Origin of the sequence: Pseudomonas parafulva NBRC 16636 = DSM 17004, assembly GCF_000730645.1 — a bacterium.
Lineage (GTDB): Bacteria > Pseudomonadota > Gammaproteobacteria > Pseudomonadales > Pseudomonadaceae > Aquipseudomonas > Aquipseudomonas parafulva.
Map to the genome: position 1 here is coordinate 12984 of NZ_BBIU01000036.1, position 16698 is coordinate 29681.

16 protein-coding genes are annotated in these 16698 nt (G+C 60.8%); all 16 read left to right on the top strand.

Translation table 11 applies throughout. The features are described 5' to 3' along the window. Nucleotides 1-170: 170 nt before the first annotated feature. The 16 genes from flgB (at nt 171) to fliD (ending at nt 16608) form a co-directional block, all read left to right on the top strand. Nucleotides 171-581, top strand: a complete 411-nt coding sequence (flgB, locus tag PPA02S_RS19190; protein ID WP_028633494.1) for a flagellar basal body rod protein FlgB — start codon at nt 171-173, stop codon at nt 579-581. A gap of 2 nt (nt 582-583) precedes the next feature. After that, nucleotides 584-1027 (top strand): flagellar basal body rod protein FlgC, encoded by a 444-nt coding sequence (flgC, locus tag PPA02S_RS19195; RefSeq protein ID WP_028633493.1) that lies wholly within the window; start codon nt 584-586, stop codon nt 1025-1027. Between the two features lie 12 nt (nt 1028-1039). Continuing rightward, nucleotides 1040-1741 carry a flagellar hook assembly protein FlgD gene (gene flgD, locus PPA02S_RS19200; RefSeq protein ID WP_028633492.1) on the top strand — a complete coding sequence of 234 codons (702 nt, stop codon included), beginning with the start codon at nt 1040-1042 and terminating at the stop codon, nt 1739-1741. Nucleotides 1742-1770: 29 nt separating this feature from the next. After that, a complete protein-coding gene (gene flgE, locus PPA02S_RS19205; RefSeq protein ID WP_028633491.1) occupies nt 1771-3093 on the top strand; it encodes a flagellar hook protein FlgE in 1323 nt (440 codons plus the stop codon). Between the two features lie 47 nt (nt 3094-3140). Next, nucleotides 3141-3338 (top strand): hypothetical protein, encoded by a 198-nt coding sequence (locus tag PPA02S_RS19210; RefSeq protein ID WP_028633490.1) that lies wholly within the window; start codon nt 3141-3143, stop codon nt 3336-3338. Between the two features lie 155 nt (nt 3339-3493). Beyond that, entirely contained in the window at nt 3494-4234 is a 741-nt protein-coding gene (locus PPA02S_RS19215; protein WP_028633489.1) for a flagellar basal body rod protein FlgF, read from the top strand. A 47-nt stretch (nt 4235-4281) separates the two neighbouring features. Then, the gene (gene flgG / locus PPA02S_RS19220; RefSeq protein ID WP_028633488.1) at nt 4282-5067 is read left to right on the top strand and encodes a flagellar basal-body rod protein FlgG; all 786 of its coding nucleotides are present in this window, start codon (nt 4282-4284) and stop codon (nt 5065-5067) included. 36 nt (nt 5068-5103) lie between these two features. Continuing rightward, nucleotides 5104-5799: a flagellar basal body L-ring protein FlgH gene (gene flgH, locus PPA02S_RS19225; protein ID WP_028633487.1), complete on the top strand. Its 696-nt coding sequence runs from the start codon at nt 5104-5106 to the stop codon at nt 5797-5799. A gap of 11 nt (nt 5800-5810) precedes the next feature. After that, nucleotides 5811-6920 (top strand): flagellar basal body P-ring protein FlgI, encoded by a 1110-nt coding sequence (locus PPA02S_RS19230; protein ID WP_028633486.1) that lies wholly within the window; start codon nt 5811-5813, stop codon nt 6918-6920. Between the two features lie 11 nt (nt 6921-6931). After that, nucleotides 6932-8101 carry a flagellar assembly peptidoglycan hydrolase FlgJ gene (flgJ, locus tag PPA02S_RS19235; protein ID WP_028633485.1) on the top strand — a complete coding sequence of 390 codons (1170 nt, stop codon included), beginning with the start codon at nt 6932-6934 and terminating at the stop codon, nt 8099-8101. A gap of 12 nt (nt 8102-8113) precedes the next feature. Next, the gene (gene flgK, locus PPA02S_RS19240; RefSeq protein ID WP_028633484.1) at nt 8114-10156 is read left to right on the top strand and encodes a flagellar hook-associated protein FlgK; all 2043 of its coding nucleotides are present in this window, start codon (nt 8114-8116) and stop codon (nt 10154-10156) included. A gap of 12 nt (nt 10157-10168) precedes the next feature. Next, nucleotides 10169-11731, top strand: coding sequence for a flagellar hook-associated protein 3 (locus tag PPA02S_RS19245; protein WP_028633483.1), 1563 nt, complete (start codon nt 10169-10171; stop codon nt 11729-11731). A 285-nt stretch (nt 11732-12016) separates the two neighbouring features. Further along, nucleotides 12017-12946, top strand: a complete 930-nt coding sequence (locus tag PPA02S_RS19250) for a ketoacyl-ACP synthase III (protein ID WP_028633482.1) — start codon at nt 12017-12019, stop codon at nt 12944-12946. 340 nt (nt 12947-13286) lie between these two features. After that, nucleotides 13287-14714, top strand: coding sequence for a flagellin N-terminal helical domain-containing protein (locus tag PPA02S_RS19255; protein ID WP_028633481.1), 1428 nt, complete (start codon nt 13287-13289; stop codon nt 14712-14714). Between the two features lie 76 nt (nt 14715-14790). Then, on the top strand, nt 14791-15141 hold the full coding sequence (locus PPA02S_RS19260; protein ID WP_028633480.1) for a flagellar protein FlaG: 351 nt from the start codon (nt 14791-14793) through the stop codon (nt 15139-15141). A gap of 84 nt (nt 15142-15225) precedes the next feature. Then, complete coding sequence (gene fliD, locus PPA02S_RS19265; RefSeq protein WP_028633479.1) at nt 15226-16608, top strand: flagellar filament capping protein FliD; 1383 nt, start codon at nt 15226-15228, stop codon at nt 16606-16608. The last annotated feature ends 90 nt before the right edge of the window (nt 16609-16698 follow it).

Sequence of the window (16698 nt, forward strand, 5' to 3'; positions counted from 1 at the left end):
CAATTGCCGCTTTCGGCACGCCTGGCGGCAGCCCTTTGCCGCTTTTCTGGCATCACGGTTGGCGCACTTCTCGCTCAGCCCCCCTATCTAAAGGCTTTCGGCCGATTGGCACAGCCTTTGCTATAGCTTGCTCAACGTAATTCCGGTCAACCTCTGAAGGTTTCCCCGATATGAGCATCAGCTTCGACAAGGCGCTTGGCATCCACGAGAAGGCCCTGGGCTTCCGCGCCCAACGTGCCGAGGTATTGGCCAACAACATCGCCAACGCCGACACGCCCAACTACAAGGCCCGTGACATGGATTTCGCCTCGGTACTGGCTGCCGAGAGCGAGAAACAGCAGAACAATGGGCGCATCGGCCTGGAGCGGACCAACAGCCGGCACATCGAAGCCGAAGGCATGGCACTGGCGGACGACAGCCTCAAGTTCCGCACGCCGGCGCAGCCCTCGATCGACCAGAACACCGTGGATGCGCAGATCGAGCAGTCCAACTACACCGAGAATGCCATCGGCTTCCAGGCCAGCTTCACGCTGCTCAACAGTAAATTCAAAGGGCTGGTTTCGGCCCTGCGGGGAGAATGACCATGTCGCTGTCCAGTGTCTTCAACATTGCCGGTAGCGGCATGAGCGCGCAGAACACGCGCCTGAACACCGTTGCCTCCAACATCGCCAACGCCGAAACCGTGTCTTCGAGCATCGACCAGACTTACCGCGCCCGCCACCCGGTGTTCGCCACCACGTTCCAGAACGCGCAGGCCGGCAGCAGCCAGTCGCTGTTCGAAGACCAGGGCGAAGCCGGGCAGGGCGTGCAGGTGACCGGCATTGTCGAGGACCAGAGCAACCTGGAGGCACGCTACGAGCCGAACCATCCAGCCGCCAACAAGGACGGGTATGTGTACTACCCCAATGTCAATGTGGTGGAAGAGATGGCCGACATGATTTCTGCCAGCCGTGCGTTCCAGACCAATGCCGAGCTGATGAACACCGCCAAAAGCATGATGCAGAAGGTCCTGACCCTGGGCCAGTGATAGGAAGCCGACATGACCACCACCAACTCCACGGCTGACGTCGGTAGTGCCTACCTGACGTCGCTGCAGCAACAGCAGAGCAAGAACAACAGCAACACCGGTGCGGCCGGCAGCGCCCTGGGCAAGGACGCGTTCCTGCAGTTGCTGGTTACCCAGATGAAAAACCAGAACCCGCTCGATCCCCAGCAGAACGGCGAGTTCGTGGCCCAGTTGGCACAGTTCAGCAGCCTTGAAGGTATTCAGACGCTCAACAGTTCGGTGACCTCCATCGCTGCTGCGTTCCAGTCCTCCCAGGCCTTGCAGGCCTCATCACTGGTAGGCCGCAACGTGATGGTGCAAACCGACAAGGCCATGGTGGACACCAGCAAGGACATGAAAGGCTCGGTGAACCTGACCGCGTCCAGCACCGCCACTTCGGTGGGGGTGTACGACAAGGATGGCAAGCTGGTGCGCACGCTCGAGCTGGGTAGCCAGGCGGGCGGCAAGGTCGATTTCACCTGGGATGGCAAGGACGACGACGGCAAGGCGCTGGCGGCGGGCACCTATTCGTTCAAGGCCACGGCCTCGGTCGACGGCACCGCCACCGCCATGACCACCAACCTGCCGGCCAGTGTCACCAGCGTGACCATGGGCAGCAATGGCGCAGAAATGACGCTCAACCTCGCCGGGCTGGGCAGTGTTCCGCTCTCCAAAATCCAGAGCATCGGCATCTAGGGCCTTCAGCAACCTTCAGGAGTTAGCACATGTCTTACAACATCGGCCTTAGCGGCCTCAACGCAGCGAACAAGGCCCTGAACGTCACCGGCAACAACATTGCCAACGTCGCCACCACCGGCTTCAAGTCGTCCCGTGCCGAATTCGCCGACCAGTATTCCAGCTCCATTCGGGGTACCAGCGCCGGGCGCACCACCATCGGTACCGGGGTGACCACCGCGGCGGTGTCGCAGCGCTTCACTTCGGGCAACATCAACGGCACCGGCCAGGCGCTGGACATGGCCATCGACGGCAACGGCTTTTTTGCCTTGAACGACAACGGCTCGAAAATCTACACCCGCGCCGGTGCGTTCTACAGCGACAAGCAGGGCTTCGTGGTCAACTCGTCTGGTGCGAACCTGCAAGGGTATGCTGTGGATGCCAACGGCCAGATCATCCAGGGTGTGCTGACCAACCTGCAAATCGACACCGCCAACCTGACCCCCAAGGCCACTGGCAAGATCGAGCAGACCATCAACCTGAAGTCCAGCGATGCGGCGCCCACCGTTACCCCGTTCGACCCGTCCGATGTGAAAAGCTACAACTACACGTTCAGCAGCGACGTGTATGACAGCCAGGGCAATGCGCATCAGCTGAACCAGTACTTCCTCAAGGACGACACGTCCAACTCCTGGAAGATGTACACCACCATCGACGGCCGCAACCCCACCGACCCGACCTCCACCCAGCCACTGATCAATGACTTGCCGTTCAAGTCCGACGGCACACTGAACGCCGATGGCCTGACTGCAGGGCCGGTGACCGGCGGCCTGAGCGTTAATGCCAACAAAACCTTCAACCTCGACAATTGGATCCCTGCGCAGAAAAACGCTGCTGGCCAGTGGTCGTCCAATGGCGCGAGCGCCAATGCCGGTGGTATCAGCCTGGACATGCTCAAGACCACACAGTACAACGCGGCCTCTGCCGTAACTGCCAAGAACCAGGACGGTTTCGCCACCGGTGAGCTGTCGGGCCTGAACGTCGACAAGAGCGGTGTGCTGTTTGCCAGCTTCACCAACGGCCAGAACAAGGTCATCGGCCAGGTGGCCGTCGCCAGCTTCGCCAACATGCAGGGGCTTACCCCGATTGGCGGTACCAACTGGCAGGAGTCCTACTCGTCGGGCGTGCCGGTGATCGGTGCGCCAGACACCGGCACCCTGGGCCAGATTGCCGGCGCTTCGCTGGAAGACTCCAACGTCGACCTCACCGGTGAGCTGGTCAACCTGATCAAGGCCCAGAGCAACTACCAGGCCAACGCCAAGACCATCTCCACTGAAAGCACCATCATGCAGACCATCATCCAGATGAGCTGAGTGAGGTAGCGCCGCCGGGTGACCGGCGGCGGTTGGAGGGGTATGTAATGAACAAGGCATGGGCGCTGGCCCTGCTCACGGCCCTGGGGGTTGGCTTGGCCCTATCGGCCTATGCGGCACCCAGGCCTTTCTATCTTTGGCAGAGCGTGGCCACCGGCCGCTATTTCTGCACCGAGAACAATCCGGGCCCAGGCTGGATGAAGTTTTCGGGGCCTTACAACAACGCGGCCTGCCGCGATCAGTGATGCAACCTGCCTTCTGCAGCCCGACGACAACAAACTGACACTGCTAAGCCCTGAACGGGCTGTAGCGCCCGATTCTAAAGGCTTGCAAAGCTGGTTCGATTTTTGCTTTACCCTGCCCAGGTGACAGCGCGGCAGTGGCGCGCGGAGGAAATGCTGTGGACAAACTGCTTTATGTGGCCATGACCGGTGCCAGCCAGAATGCCCTGGCGCAAAAGGCTCATGCCAACAACCTGGCGAACGTATCCACCAACGGTTTTCAACGGGACCTGGAACAGGCCCGCTCGATGCCGGTGTTTGGTGACAGCTTTCCGGCGCGTGCTTTTGCCATGACCGAGCGCCCGGCAACCGACTTCAGCGAAGGGCCGATGGTTGAAACCGGCCGTGACCTGGATGTGGCGGTTACCGGCAAAGGGTTTATCGCCGTGCAGGCCCCTGACGGCAGCGAAGCGTACGTGCGCACCGGTAGCCTGAACATCGACGCCCTGGGCGTGCTGCGTGCCGGCAACGGCATGCCGGTGATCGGCAATGGCGGCCCCATTGCCATCCCGCCCGAGCAGAAGGTGGAAGTGGGGGAAGACGGCACCATCAGTATCCGATCCATGGGTGAAGGCCCACGGGTGATGGCTGAAGTGGACCGCATCAAGCTGGTCAACCCGGACACCAAAGGCATGACCAAAGGGCTGGACGGCTTGATCCATACCGCTTCCGGGCGGCCCGCCGATGCCGACGTCAATGTGCGGGTGGTGTCGGGTTTTCTGGAAGGCAGCAACGTCAACGCCGTCGAGGAAATGACCTCGGTGCTGGCGTTATCCAGGCAGTTCGAACTGCACGTCAAGATGATGAACACGGCCAAGGAAGGCGACGAAGCCATGGCTCGGGTTTTGCAAATCGGCTAATCACATTTGAACGGGTGCCGTAAAACAGGCGCGCGAGGAGAACACACATGCTTCCAGCCCTTTGGGTCGCCAAGACGGGTTTGTCCGCCCAGGACACCAACCTGACGGTCATTTCCAACAACCTGGCCAACGTGTCCACCACCGGCTTCAAGCGTGACCGTGCCGAGTTCCAGGACCTGCTGTACCAGATCCGTCGCCAGCCTGGCGCCCAGTCGACCCAGGACAGCGAACTGCCTTCCGGCCTGCAGGTGGGTACGGGCGTGCGCATCGTCGGCACCCAGAAGAGCTTCGTGGCCGGCAGCCTGCAGACCACCGAGAACCCCTTGGACATGGCGGTCAACGGCCGTGGCTTCTTCCAGATCCTGCAACCTGACGGCACCGTTTCGTACACCCGTGACGGCACCTTCCACCTGAACTCCGATGGCCAGATCGTCACCGCCAACGGTTACGCGCTGGAGCCTGCGGTGGTGGTGCCCAACGACGCACAGACCTTCACCGTGGGCCAGGACGGCACCGTGTCGATCACCACTGCCGGCAACCCGGCTGCACAGGTGATCGGCAACATCCAGACCGCCGACTTCATCAACCCGGCCGGCCTGCAGGCCATCGGCGGCAACCTGTTCCTGGAAACCGCGGCCAGTGGCGCGCCCCAGGTGGGTACCCCGGGCCTGAACGGCTTCGGTACCACCCTGCAGCAAACCCTGGAGAACTCTAACGTCAGCACCGTGGAAGAACTGGTCAACATGATCACCACCCAGCGTGCCTACGAGATGAACTCCAAGGTGATCTCCACCGCCGACTCCATGCTGCAGTTCGTGACCCAGCAGCTGTAACCCTTGCAACCCCGTTGCACCCGTGAGGTAAGCATCATGAATCGTCTGTTGTCCGTTTTCGCCCTGGGCGGGGCGGTGTTGCTGGCAGGTTGTGTCGCCCCGGTGGCCAAGCCCAACGACCCGTACTATGCGCCGGTACTGCCGCGCACCCCATTGCCGGCAGCGGCCAACAACGGCTCGATCTACCAGGCCGGGTTCGAACAGAACCTGTATGGCGACCGCAAGGCCTTCCGCGTGGGTGACATCATCACCATCACGCTGAATGAACGCACCTCGGCCAGCAAGAACGCCGGCTCGCAGATCCAGAAGAACAGCAAGGCCAACCTGGGCCTTACGTCGCTGTTCGGCGGCAAGCCCAATACCAACAACCCGTTCGGCGGTGGCGACCTGTCGCTGGACGCCGGCTACAGTGGCGACCGCACCACCAAGGGCGACAGCAAGGCCACCCAAGGCAACACCCTGACCGGTTCGGTGACCGTCACCGTGGCCGAGGTGCTGCCCAACGGCATCATCGCCGTGCGCGGCGAGAAGTGGCTGACGCTCAATACCGGTGAAGAACTGGTGCGCATTGCCGGCCTGATCCGGGCGGATGACATCGCCACCGACAACACCGTACCGTCCACCCGGGTAGCCGATGCGCGCATCACCTATTCCGGTACCGGCTCGTTTGCCGACGCCAGTCAGCCCGGCTGGCTGGACCGCTTCTTCATGAGCCCGCTTTGGCCCTTCTGAGTACACACACCATGCTCAACCTGAGGCAGCTGATTGCCGCAACCTTGCTCCTGTCCTGCGCCTTTGCCGCGCAGGCCGAGCGCTTGAAGGACATCGCCAGTATTTCCGGCGTGCGCTCCAACCAGCTGATCGGTTACGGCCTGGTGGTGGGGCTCAACGGCACGGGTGACCAGACCACCCAGACGCCGTTCACCCTGCAAACCTTCAACAACATGCTGTCGCAGTTCGGTATCAAGGTGCCGGCCGGGTCTGGCAACGTGCAGTTGAAGAACGTGGCGGCGGTGTCGGTGCACGCTGACCTGCCGGCGTTCGCCAAGCCGGGCCAGGTGGTGGACATCACGGTGTCGTCGATCGGTAACTCCAAGAGCCTGCGCGGCGGCAGCCTGCTGATGACGCCGCTCAAGGGTATCGACGGCAACGTCTACGCCATCGCCCAGGGCAACCTGGTGGTGGGCGGTTTCGACGCCGAGGGCCGCGACGGGTCCAAGATCACTGTCAACGTACCGTCTGCTGGCCGTATTCCAGGCGGGGCCAGTGTCGAGCGTGCAGTGCCGAGCGGGTTCAACCAGGGCAACACCCTAACCCTGAACCTGAACCGCCCCGACTTCACCACCGCCAAGCACATCGTCGACAAGGTCAACGAACTGCTCGGCCCAGGTGTGGCCCAGGCGCTGGACGGTGGTTCGGTGCGGGTCAGCGCGCCCATGGACCCCAGCCAGCGGGTGGACTACCTGTCGATTCTGGAAAACCTCGAAATCGACCCCGGCCAGGCCGTGGCCAAGGTCATCATCAATTCGCGTACCGGTACCATCGTCATCGGCCAGAACGTCAAGGTGTCGCCTGCGGCGGTCACCCACGGCAGCCTGACCGTCACCATCACCGAAGACCCTATCGTCAGCCAGCCAGGGCCGCTGTCCAACGGCCAGACCGCCGTGGTGCCGCGCTCCCGGGTGAACGCCGAGCAGGAGGCCAAGCCGATGTTCAAGTTCGGCCCGGGTACCACGCTGGATGAAATTGTCCGGGCGGTGAACCAGGTGGGCGCAGCGCCCGGTGACCTGATGGCCATCCTTGAAGCCCTGAAACAGGCCGGCGCGTTGCAAGCCGACCTGATCGTGATCTGAGGACGCCACTGATGAACAGCAAGAGCCTGGTGTCTGGCAGTGGCGACAGTGGTGCCTTCACCGACCTCAACCGCCTCAACGCCCTCAAGCACGGGGACCGCGACAGCGCCGCCAACGTGCGCAAGGTGGCCCAGGAATTCGAATCGCTGTTCATCAGCGAAATGCTCAAGGCTTCGCGCAAGGCCAGCGATGTGCTGGCCGACGACAACCCGATGAACACCGAGACGGTGAAACAGTACCGCGACATGTACGACCAGCAGTTGGCCGTGAGCATGTCCCGCGAGGGCGGTGGCATCGGCCTGCAGGATGTGCTGGTGCGCCAGTTGACCAAGAGCCGTGGCACCTCTGCCAACACCAGCCCGTTCCCGCGTGGCGAAAGCGGCGGCCCGGCGTTGTGGGGCAACAAGGTGGCAGCGCCGGTGCACGGCAATGATGCCGTTGGCACCCGCAACGATGTGGCCGCGCTGAATGCGCGGCGCCTGGCGTTGCCGAGCAGGCTCACCGACCGCCTGCTGGCAGGCATCGTGCCGTCTGCTACCGCAAGCGACGCCGCTACTGTCAACACCGCCGCCGTGCCTGCCCGTGATGGCCAGCAGCCGGCCAGGGCCTTTGCGGTGCCGGATAACGGCTTGCGCATCGTCGGCCGTGCAGTTGCCCAGCCGCCGCTGGCCCCCAACAAGGCGTTCAGCGACAGCGACACGTTCATCGCCACCATGCTGCCCATGGCCGAACAGGCGGCCAAGCGCATCGGTATCGACCCGCGCTACCTGGTGGCCCAGGCAGCGCTGGAAACCGGTTGGGGCAAATCGGTGATGCGCAACAGCGACGGCAGCAGCAGCCACAACCTGTTCGGCATCAAGGCCACCGGTAATTGGCAGGGTGAGCAGGCGAGGGCGATCACCAGCGAGTTCCGCGACGGGCAGTTCGTCAAGGAAACGGCCGCCTTCCGCAGCTACGACTCCTACCAGGACAGCTTCCACGACCTGGTCACCTTGTTGCAGAGCAATTCACGCTATCAAGATGCACTCAACTCGGCCGATAACCCCGAACAGTTTGCACGCGAGCTGCAAAAAGCAGGTTATGCGACCGACCCGGGCTATGCGAAGAAGATCATCAGCATTGCCCAGCAGATGCAGAACACCCCGCAATACGCCATGGCTGGCAGACCCACGAATCTTTAAAAGGACTAAATCATGTCGAGCCTGATTTCCATCGGCCTGAGTGGCCTGAGTGCCAGCCAGGCGGCCTTGTCGGTAACCAGTAACAACATCGCCAACGCTGCCACCAGCGGCTATTCGCGCCAGCAGGCGATGCAGCAGGCGGGCCCGTCGCAGTACATCGGTGCGGGGTTTCTGGGCAGTGGCACCACACTGGCCGACGTGCGCCGGGTGTACAGTGCCTACCTGGACAACCAGCTGCAGACCGCCACGTCGCTGCAGGCCGATTCGGCTGCCTTCCAGGACCAGATCACCAGCGTCGACAAACTGCTGGCCGACCGCGACACCGGCATCAGCTCGGTGCTCACCGCGTTTTTCTCGGCCTTGCAGACAGCATCCGCCAAGCCAGGTGACGTCGCTTCGCGGCAATTGCTGCTGACCCAGGCGCAAACCCTGAGCAACCGCTTCAACGCCGTCAGCACCCAGCTGACCCAGCAGAACGAAGTGATCAACTCACAGCTCGATACGCTGGCCGGGCAGGTCAACAAGCTCACCACCAGCATCGCCGAGTACAACAAGCAGATCGTCGCGGCCACGGCCACTGGCAGTACCCCCAACAACCTGCTCGATGCCCGCAGCGAAGCGGTGCGCCAGTTGAATGGGCTGGTGGGCGTGACCGTGCAGGAGCGCGAAGGTAACTACGATGTCATTCTGGGCAGCGGCCAGTCGCTGGTCACCGGCGGCAAGGCCAACCCCCTGTCGGTACAGCCGGGGGTGGCGGACAAGAGCCAGGCCACCCTGCGCATCAACTATGAGTCGTTCAGCTCGGACGTGACCTCGGTCGCCACCGGCGGCACCATTGGCGGCCTGCTGCGCTACCGTCAGGATGTGCTGACCCCGTCCATGAACGAGCTGGGCCGCGTTGCCCTGGTGGTCACTGACAGCATCAACAGCCAGCTGGGCCAGGGCCTGGATGCCAACGGTCAGTTTGGCAGCTCGCTGTTCACCAGCATCAACAGCGCCTCTGCCATCGCCCAGCGTAGCCTGGCGTCGTCCAACAACAGCGCGGGCTCCGGCAACCTCGACGTGACCATCGCCAACAGTGGCGCGGTCAGTACCTATGACTACGAGGTCAAGTTCACCAGCGCCAACCAGTACAGCGTGCGCCGTTCCGACGGCACCAGCATGGGTTCGTTCGACCTCAATGCCGACCCTGCGCCGGTGATCGACGGCTTCAGCCTCTCGCTCAAAGGCGGGGCGTTGGCGGCAGGCGACAGCTTCAAGGTGATCCCCACCCGGTCGGCGGCAGGTGCCATCAATACGGTGCTCACCGATGCCAACAAGCTGGCCTTCGCCGGCCCGGTCAGTGCCACCACCGGCAGTGGCAACAGCGGTACCGGCACCATCACTCAGCCTACGCTGGGCCAGCCCCTGAATATTTATGGCGGCGCCGACAATGCCCTTGTGCAGCAGGCGATTCGCGACTCCATGCCGGTACGGGTGGTGATGGACACCGCCAGCGGTGGCTCCCAGGGTTACAAGGTGTTCGATGCCAAGGGCACGCAAATCGGTACCGGCACCGTGGTGCCGGGGCAGGACAACAAGCTCTCCATCTCGGTGCCCATGCGCGACGGGGCTGGCAACCCGATTGTCGATGGCAGCGGCAACCCGCGCACCTTCGCGCTGGAAACCACCGTTGGCGGCAGCCCGGCAGCCAACGACAGCTTTACCCTGTCGTTCAATGCCGATGGCAAGGCGGACAACCGCAACGCCACGGCTCTGCTGGGCTTGCAGACCAAGTCTACGGTCAATACCGGGTCCGGCGGTGGCACCAGCTTCACCTCGGCCTATGCGTCGTTGGTCGAGCGGGTAGGGGCCAAAGCCAGCCAGGCCACCATCGATACCACCGCCACCCAGGCGGTGCTCAAGTCGGCCAGCGAAAGCCGCAGTGCGGTGTCTGGGGTGAACCTGGACGACGAGGCGGCCAGCCTGGTCAAGTTCCAGCACTACTACACCGCGTCGTCGCAGATCATCAAGGCGGCGCAAGAAACCTTCAGCACCCTGATCAACGCCTTGTAAGGAGTAGCGACCGTGCGTATTTCCACTGCTCAGTTCTATGAAGCCAGCGCCAGCAGCTATTCCAAGAACTTCTCGGACATGAACAAGACCAGCGCCCAGGTAACGTCGGGCGTGCGTATCCAGACCGCCGGCGATGACCCGGTGGGCGCGGCGCGGTTGCTGCTGCTGCAACAGCAGCAGTCGCTGCTGGACCAGTACAGCGGCAACATGAACACGGTAAGCAATGCGCTGCTGCAGGAAGAGAGCGTGCTTTCCACCATCAATGACGCGATGCAGCGGGCCAGCGAGCTGGCCATCCGTGCCGGCGGCGCGGGTGTGACAGACGCTGACCGGGTATCGATCAGCACCGAGCTGAAGGAAATCGAGGCCAATATCTTTGGCTTGCTCAACTCGCGCGATGCCAATGGCGACTACATGTTCGCCGGCTCCAAGAGCACTACACCGCCCTACGTGCGCAACTCCGATGGCACCTACAGCTACCACGGTGACCAGACCCAGTTGAGCCTGCAGGTTTCCGACACCCTGAACCTGGCCACCAACGACAGCGGTGCCAGCGTGTTCGATGCAGCGAAGAACAAAAGCCGTACCCAGTCGACCTTGCTGGTGCCGGCCACCGATGATGGCGTGGTCGGCGTTTCGCCGGGTCTGTTGAAGTCGAGCAACAGCTACAACGACAGCTTCACTGCCGGGCAGCCGTACAAGCTCACGTTCACCAGCGCTACCCAGTATTCGATCACCGATGCCAATGGCAACGACATTACGGCCGAAACCCCCACCAACGGTCATTTCGACAGCAAGACCGAGGGTGCCAACCGTATTGCCCTGCGCGGTGTCGAGTTCGAAATCACCGTCACGCTGGAGGAGGGCAAGGACGCCGACGCGGCCGTGGCCGGGCGCGAGTTCTCATTGGCAGCGCGCCCGGACTCCTTCACCACGACCCGTGGGGCTGGCAACCCGTCCACGGCGCAAGTGACCAATAGCGCTGTCACGGACCCCACTGCCTACCGCAGCACGTTCCCCAGCAACGGGGCGGTGATCAAGTTCACCGGGCCAGACACGTACGAGTTCTATGCGCAGCCCATGAAAGCTGACAGCAAGCCGGTGGCCACCGGTACCTTCACTGCGCCGCAGTTGACGGTGGCGGGGGTGACCTATGACGTGAACGGCGCGCCGCAGGCCGGCGACCAGTTCGCGGTCACGGCCAACACCCACCAGAACCAGAACGTGCTGGAAACCATCAGCCAGCTGCGTGCGGCGCTGGACACCCCCGTGACTGGCGCGGGCGTGGCCAACGGCCTGAAGGATGCGGTGGCCTCGGCCATTGCCAACCTGGCCAGTGCGCGTGAGCAGGTGGACATCACCCGGGGTTCGATCGGTGCGCGGGGCAGTTCGCTGGAAATCCAGCGGCAGGAAAACACCAGCCTGGGTCTGGCCAACAAGACCACCCAGGATGCGATCGGCAACACCGACATGTCTCAGGCTGCGATCACCCTGACCCTGCAGCAGGCCATGCTGGAGGCCTCCCAGCTGGCCTTCTCGCGCATTTCCCAGTTGAGTTTGTTCAACAAGCTCTGATCACTCATGCAATGCGGGGCTGCTGCGCAGCCCATCGCGAGCTGCGCTCGCTCCTACGGGGGCGGGGCGGCGCACCTCTGTGCTGCGCCGCATTACCCGGCTTTCATTGCATTTCAATGTGACCAATGAGTCAAAACGGTCATCTTCCCTGTATTCTATGCAGCAGCATTTTGTTACCGGTGTGCAGGAAAGCGCTGCTTTCCTCCCCCAGCGGTGACGCCCCGGTATTTGGCGCCCTCAATTTATCGAGTGGTGGTCTTTGGCTGTTTTCATTGGGAAGCCAGAATGATTGGCATCAAAAGCATCGCGAGTTACGTGCCCACCGCTGGCCTGGACAACTACGTCCAGGGTGCGAAGTTCGGCAAGGACGAAGAGTTCATGTTCGGCAAGATCGGCGCGTCCTTCCTGCCGCGCAAGGCCCCGGAGCAGGAGACCTCCGACCTGTGCGTAGAGGCCGCACGGGCCCTGTTCGCCAGCAACCCCGATCTTGATCCGCAGTCGATCGACGCGTTGATCGTGGTCACCCAGAACGGCGATGAAGAAGGCCTGCCGCACACGGCCGCCATCGTTCAGAGCAAGCTTGGCCTGTCCACCCGCGTGGCGGCCTTCGATGTATCGCTGGGCTGTTCCGGTTACGTGTACGGCTTGTACGCGATCAAGGGCTTCATGGAGGCGGCGGGGCTGAAGAACGGCCTGCTGATTACCGCAGACCCGTACTCCAAGATCGTGGACCCCGAAGACCGCAACACCACCATGCTGTTCGGCGACGCCGCCACCGCCACGTGGATGGCCGAAGATGCCGTGTGGAACCTGGGCCAGGCCCGCTTCGGCACCGACGGTTCGGGTGCCGAGCACCTGAAGGTGAGCGATGGCAAGTTCTTCATGAATGGACGCCAGGTGTTCAACTTCGCGCTGGTCAAGGTGCCGGCGCACCTGCACGAGCTGCTCGACGCCAGCGGGCTGCAGTCTGCGGATATCGACGCCTTCTGCATTCACCAGGGCAGCGCGGCGATCGTCGATGCCGTGGCGCGGCGCTTCGAAGAGCATCACCCTGAGAAATTCGTGAAGGACATGCTGGAAACCGGCAACACGGTGTCCTCCAGCGTGCCGCTGTTGCTGCAGAAGCACATGCTCGATGGCAACTGGAAACGCGTGGCCATCAGTGGCTTCGGTGTGGGGCTGTCGTGGGGCTCGGCGATTCTTTATCGCAATTAAGGCCTCTCCCGGCGTGGCCTCGTAGGAGCGAGCGCAGCTCGCGATGGGCTGCATAGCAGCCCCCAGCCATCTCGGCAGTCATGCGCAATCTGATGGGGATGCTTTACACCCCATCGCGAGCTTTGCTCGCTCCCACATACCCGCTATGCATTATTTCTGGCGCCAACAAACCGCCCTCAACCCCTTGATTTCAAAGGCTGGCCGCGTGCCAGCATTTTTTTTTTGAAAAACCCCTCAAGCAACCAGGCCATCCGACGATAACTATTACGAAGGTTCTCTAGGCCAATCCGGCGGTTGCCAAGGCCGGAAGCCGCAGTACCCATACAACGAGGATTTCGTCATGGCTTTAACTGTAAACACCAACATTGCTTCGGTTACTACCCAAGTAAACCTGAACAAGGCCAGCAACGCTCAGGCCACCGCGATGCAGCGTCTGTCCTCGGGTCTGCGTATCAACAGCGCTAAAGACGACGCTGCTGGCCTGCAGATCGCCAACCGCCTGACCAGCCAGATCAACGGCCTGGGCCAGGCTGTAAAGAACGCCAACGACGGTATCTCGATCGCGCAGACCGCTGAAGGTGCAATGCAGGCTTCCACCGACATCCTGCAAAAAATGCGTACTCTGGCACTGTCCTCGGCCACTGGCTCCCTGAGCCCCGAAGACCGCAAGTCGAACAACGACGAGTATCAGGCTCTGACTGCAGAACTGAACCGTATTTCCGACACCACCACCTTTGGTGGCCAGAAGCTTCTGGACGGTTCTTATGGCACCAAGGCTATTCAGGTAGGTGCTAATGCTAACGAAACTATTAACCTGTCGCTGGATAACGTATCGGCCAAGAGCATTGGTTCGCAGCAGGTCAAGAGTGTAGGTATCGTTCCATCGACAGCTGGTATCGCGGGTGGGCCTGTCACCGTCACTGGTAGCGGTCAAACTAAGACTGTAACCCTTGATGCAGGCTCGTCAGCCAAAACCACTGCGGCAGCGCTGAATGGCGCTGTGGGTGGTCTGACCGCCACAGCAAGTACTGAAGTCCAGTTCAGTCTGGCAACTAAAACTATCGCTGCGGCCAACTTTGATCTTGAAGTGGGTGGACAGAAGGTTAGCTTCGTCGGTGTGACCGATACTGCTGGCCTTGCCGATCAGCTCAAATCTAACGCTGCCAAACTGGGTATCAGCGTCAATTTTGACGAGTCTAATGAGACTTTGTCGGTTAAGTCGGATACCGGTGAGAACTTAAAGTTCTCTAATTTTGCCGGCACAGCTGATGACATCACAGTCGCTGCTAAAGGTGGTGACGGCAAGTATGCTGGGAGTGCAAGTTTGGTTGCTGCGAATCTGACTGTTACAGGTCAGGTCTCGCTAGATTCGGCAAAAGGTTATTCCATGACTGGCGATGGGGTAGAGGGGCTGTTTGCAGCCACTGGTACTAAGTCCGTGACCTCGGAAAAGACCTCGATCGCTGAAACGGACGTCACTGACTCTACCAACGCTCAAAACGCCCTTGCCGTAATCGACAAGGCCATCGGTTCGATCGACAGCGTGCGCTCGGGCCTGGGTGCTACCCAGAACCGTCTGCAAACCACCGTTGACAACCTGCAGAACATCCAGAAGAACTCCACCGCTGCACGCTCCACCGTGCAGGATGTGGACTTCGCTTCGGAAACTGCCGAGCTGACCAAGCAGCAGACCCTGCAACAGGCCTCCACCGCGATCCTGTCCCAGGCCAACCAGCTGCCTTCCTCGGTCCTGAAACTGCTCCAGTAATTCAGGCGCCTGAGTAAAGGGTGAAAGGGCGCGTTTACGTGCCCTTTCACCTTTTTTGCCATGAGGAGTTCAGAACATGGACATCAGTCTCAAGCTGGGCCAAGTCTATGCATCCGTGTTGCCCCAGTCCCCAACGGTTGAGCGGGAACAGTCGGTGCCTGTCAAGGTCAAGGAAGTTTCCCCGACCGAGGACAGGCCGCACACGCGTGAAGACCTGGAAAAGGCAGTAGGTGACATCCGTGATTTTGTACAGTCCAGTCAGCGACAGCTGGATTTTTCCATCGATGACTCGACTGGCTTGGTCGTGGTCAAAGTCATCGCCACTGATTCTGGTGAGGTTATCCGCCAGCTCCCATCAGAAACGGCGCTAAAGCTGGCACAGAGCCTTAGCGAGGCGGGTAGCCTGCTGTTCGAGGACCGTGCCTGACGCTGGCACGGGTTTTGTTAGTAGTGGTTCTTTAATGGATATCTCCGCCAAGGATCTGGCAGCTTACGTACAAGGAGAGCAATGATGGCAGGTACAACAGTCAGCGGTATTGGCTCGGGCATCGATACCCAGGCTATCGTCGATTCGCTGGTCGCGGCCCAAAAAGCCCCCAAACAAGCGCAGATCAATACCCAAACGCTGAAGGCAACCACCACGTTGTCCTCTATCGGCAAGATACAGGCAGCACTGGATGCTTTCAGAGGCGCGCTCAGCAATATGAGTGACACCAATAGCTTCGGTGGCCTTAGCCTGAAGTCTTCGGACGAAAAAGTCGCCACGGTTACTATGGGTACCGGCGCTGCCAACGGTTCATTCTCACTGGTGGTCAGTAAGCTGGCAGCCGCGTCGAAGGTTTCGACGAAAGTCTATTCCGGTGGCGCAGGATCGGTAGTGAATTCTGGAACCAGCCCAACAACTCTGAGCATCACGCAGAATGGCAAAAAACATGATCTGAGCGTTCCGGCAGGGGCTACCTTGCAGAAGGTGCGTGACAGTATTAACAGCCAGTTTGGTGTGGCAGGGCTGAGTGCAAATATCCTGACCGATGCAAATGGTTCGCGGCTGGTCATTACCTCGACCAAGATGGGGGAGGGGTCTGATATCACGTTGTCCGGTGATTCCGGTATCGACATGGGCTACTCGGTAATCGAAAAACCCTCTGACGCTGAGTACACCCTCGACGGCGTGGCGATGAAGTCCAAGACCAACGACATTACCGATGCGGTCAGTGGCTTGAATATAAAACTGCTGGGTACTTCACCCAAGAACTCGGCGGGTGGGGATACGCCCACTGTCTTGTCGCTAACGACCAGCAGTACTGCGTTAAAGTCGGGCCTCAAAGGATTCATTGATACCTACAATGCGTTGCTGACTGTCATCAACGCAGAGACTAAGGTCACCAAAAATGCTGACGGCACCATGACCGCCGGGGCATTGACGGGGGATGCCTCCATGCGTTCTTTGTTGACTTCCATTCGCGAAGAAATGAATGCGGTTTCGGGTAATGGCACCCTAAAATCTTTGGCTGCTTTTGGCGTTACATCGGCACAGGACGGTGGGGCGCTCAGTCTTGATGACAAAAAATGGGACAAAGCAGCCAGCACCAACGCAGCGGATCTGACCAGCATCTTCAACGGTAAAGACGGCCTGCTCGCACGGTTACAAAATGTGACGGAGCCGTTTGCCAAGGCCGCGACAGGCACCTTGGCGGCGCGCTCCAAAACGTTGAGTGAAAGCCTGACAAAACTCAAGACTGAGCAAGACACATTGGACACCCGCATGGATGCCCTGAAAAAGAGCCTGCAGGACAAGTACAACAACATGGACACCCTGGTGACCCAGCTGCGCCAGCAGCAGAACTCGGTGCTCAGCACATTGAATGCGCTGAACAAGTCCAAGGATGATTAACGGCTAGACGTTGCTCGAAGCCGGTTTTTATCGCTGGTTTCGGGCAATAACCCGTAAAGTTTTCCGTGTGTTGCCCGATACATAAAGTAT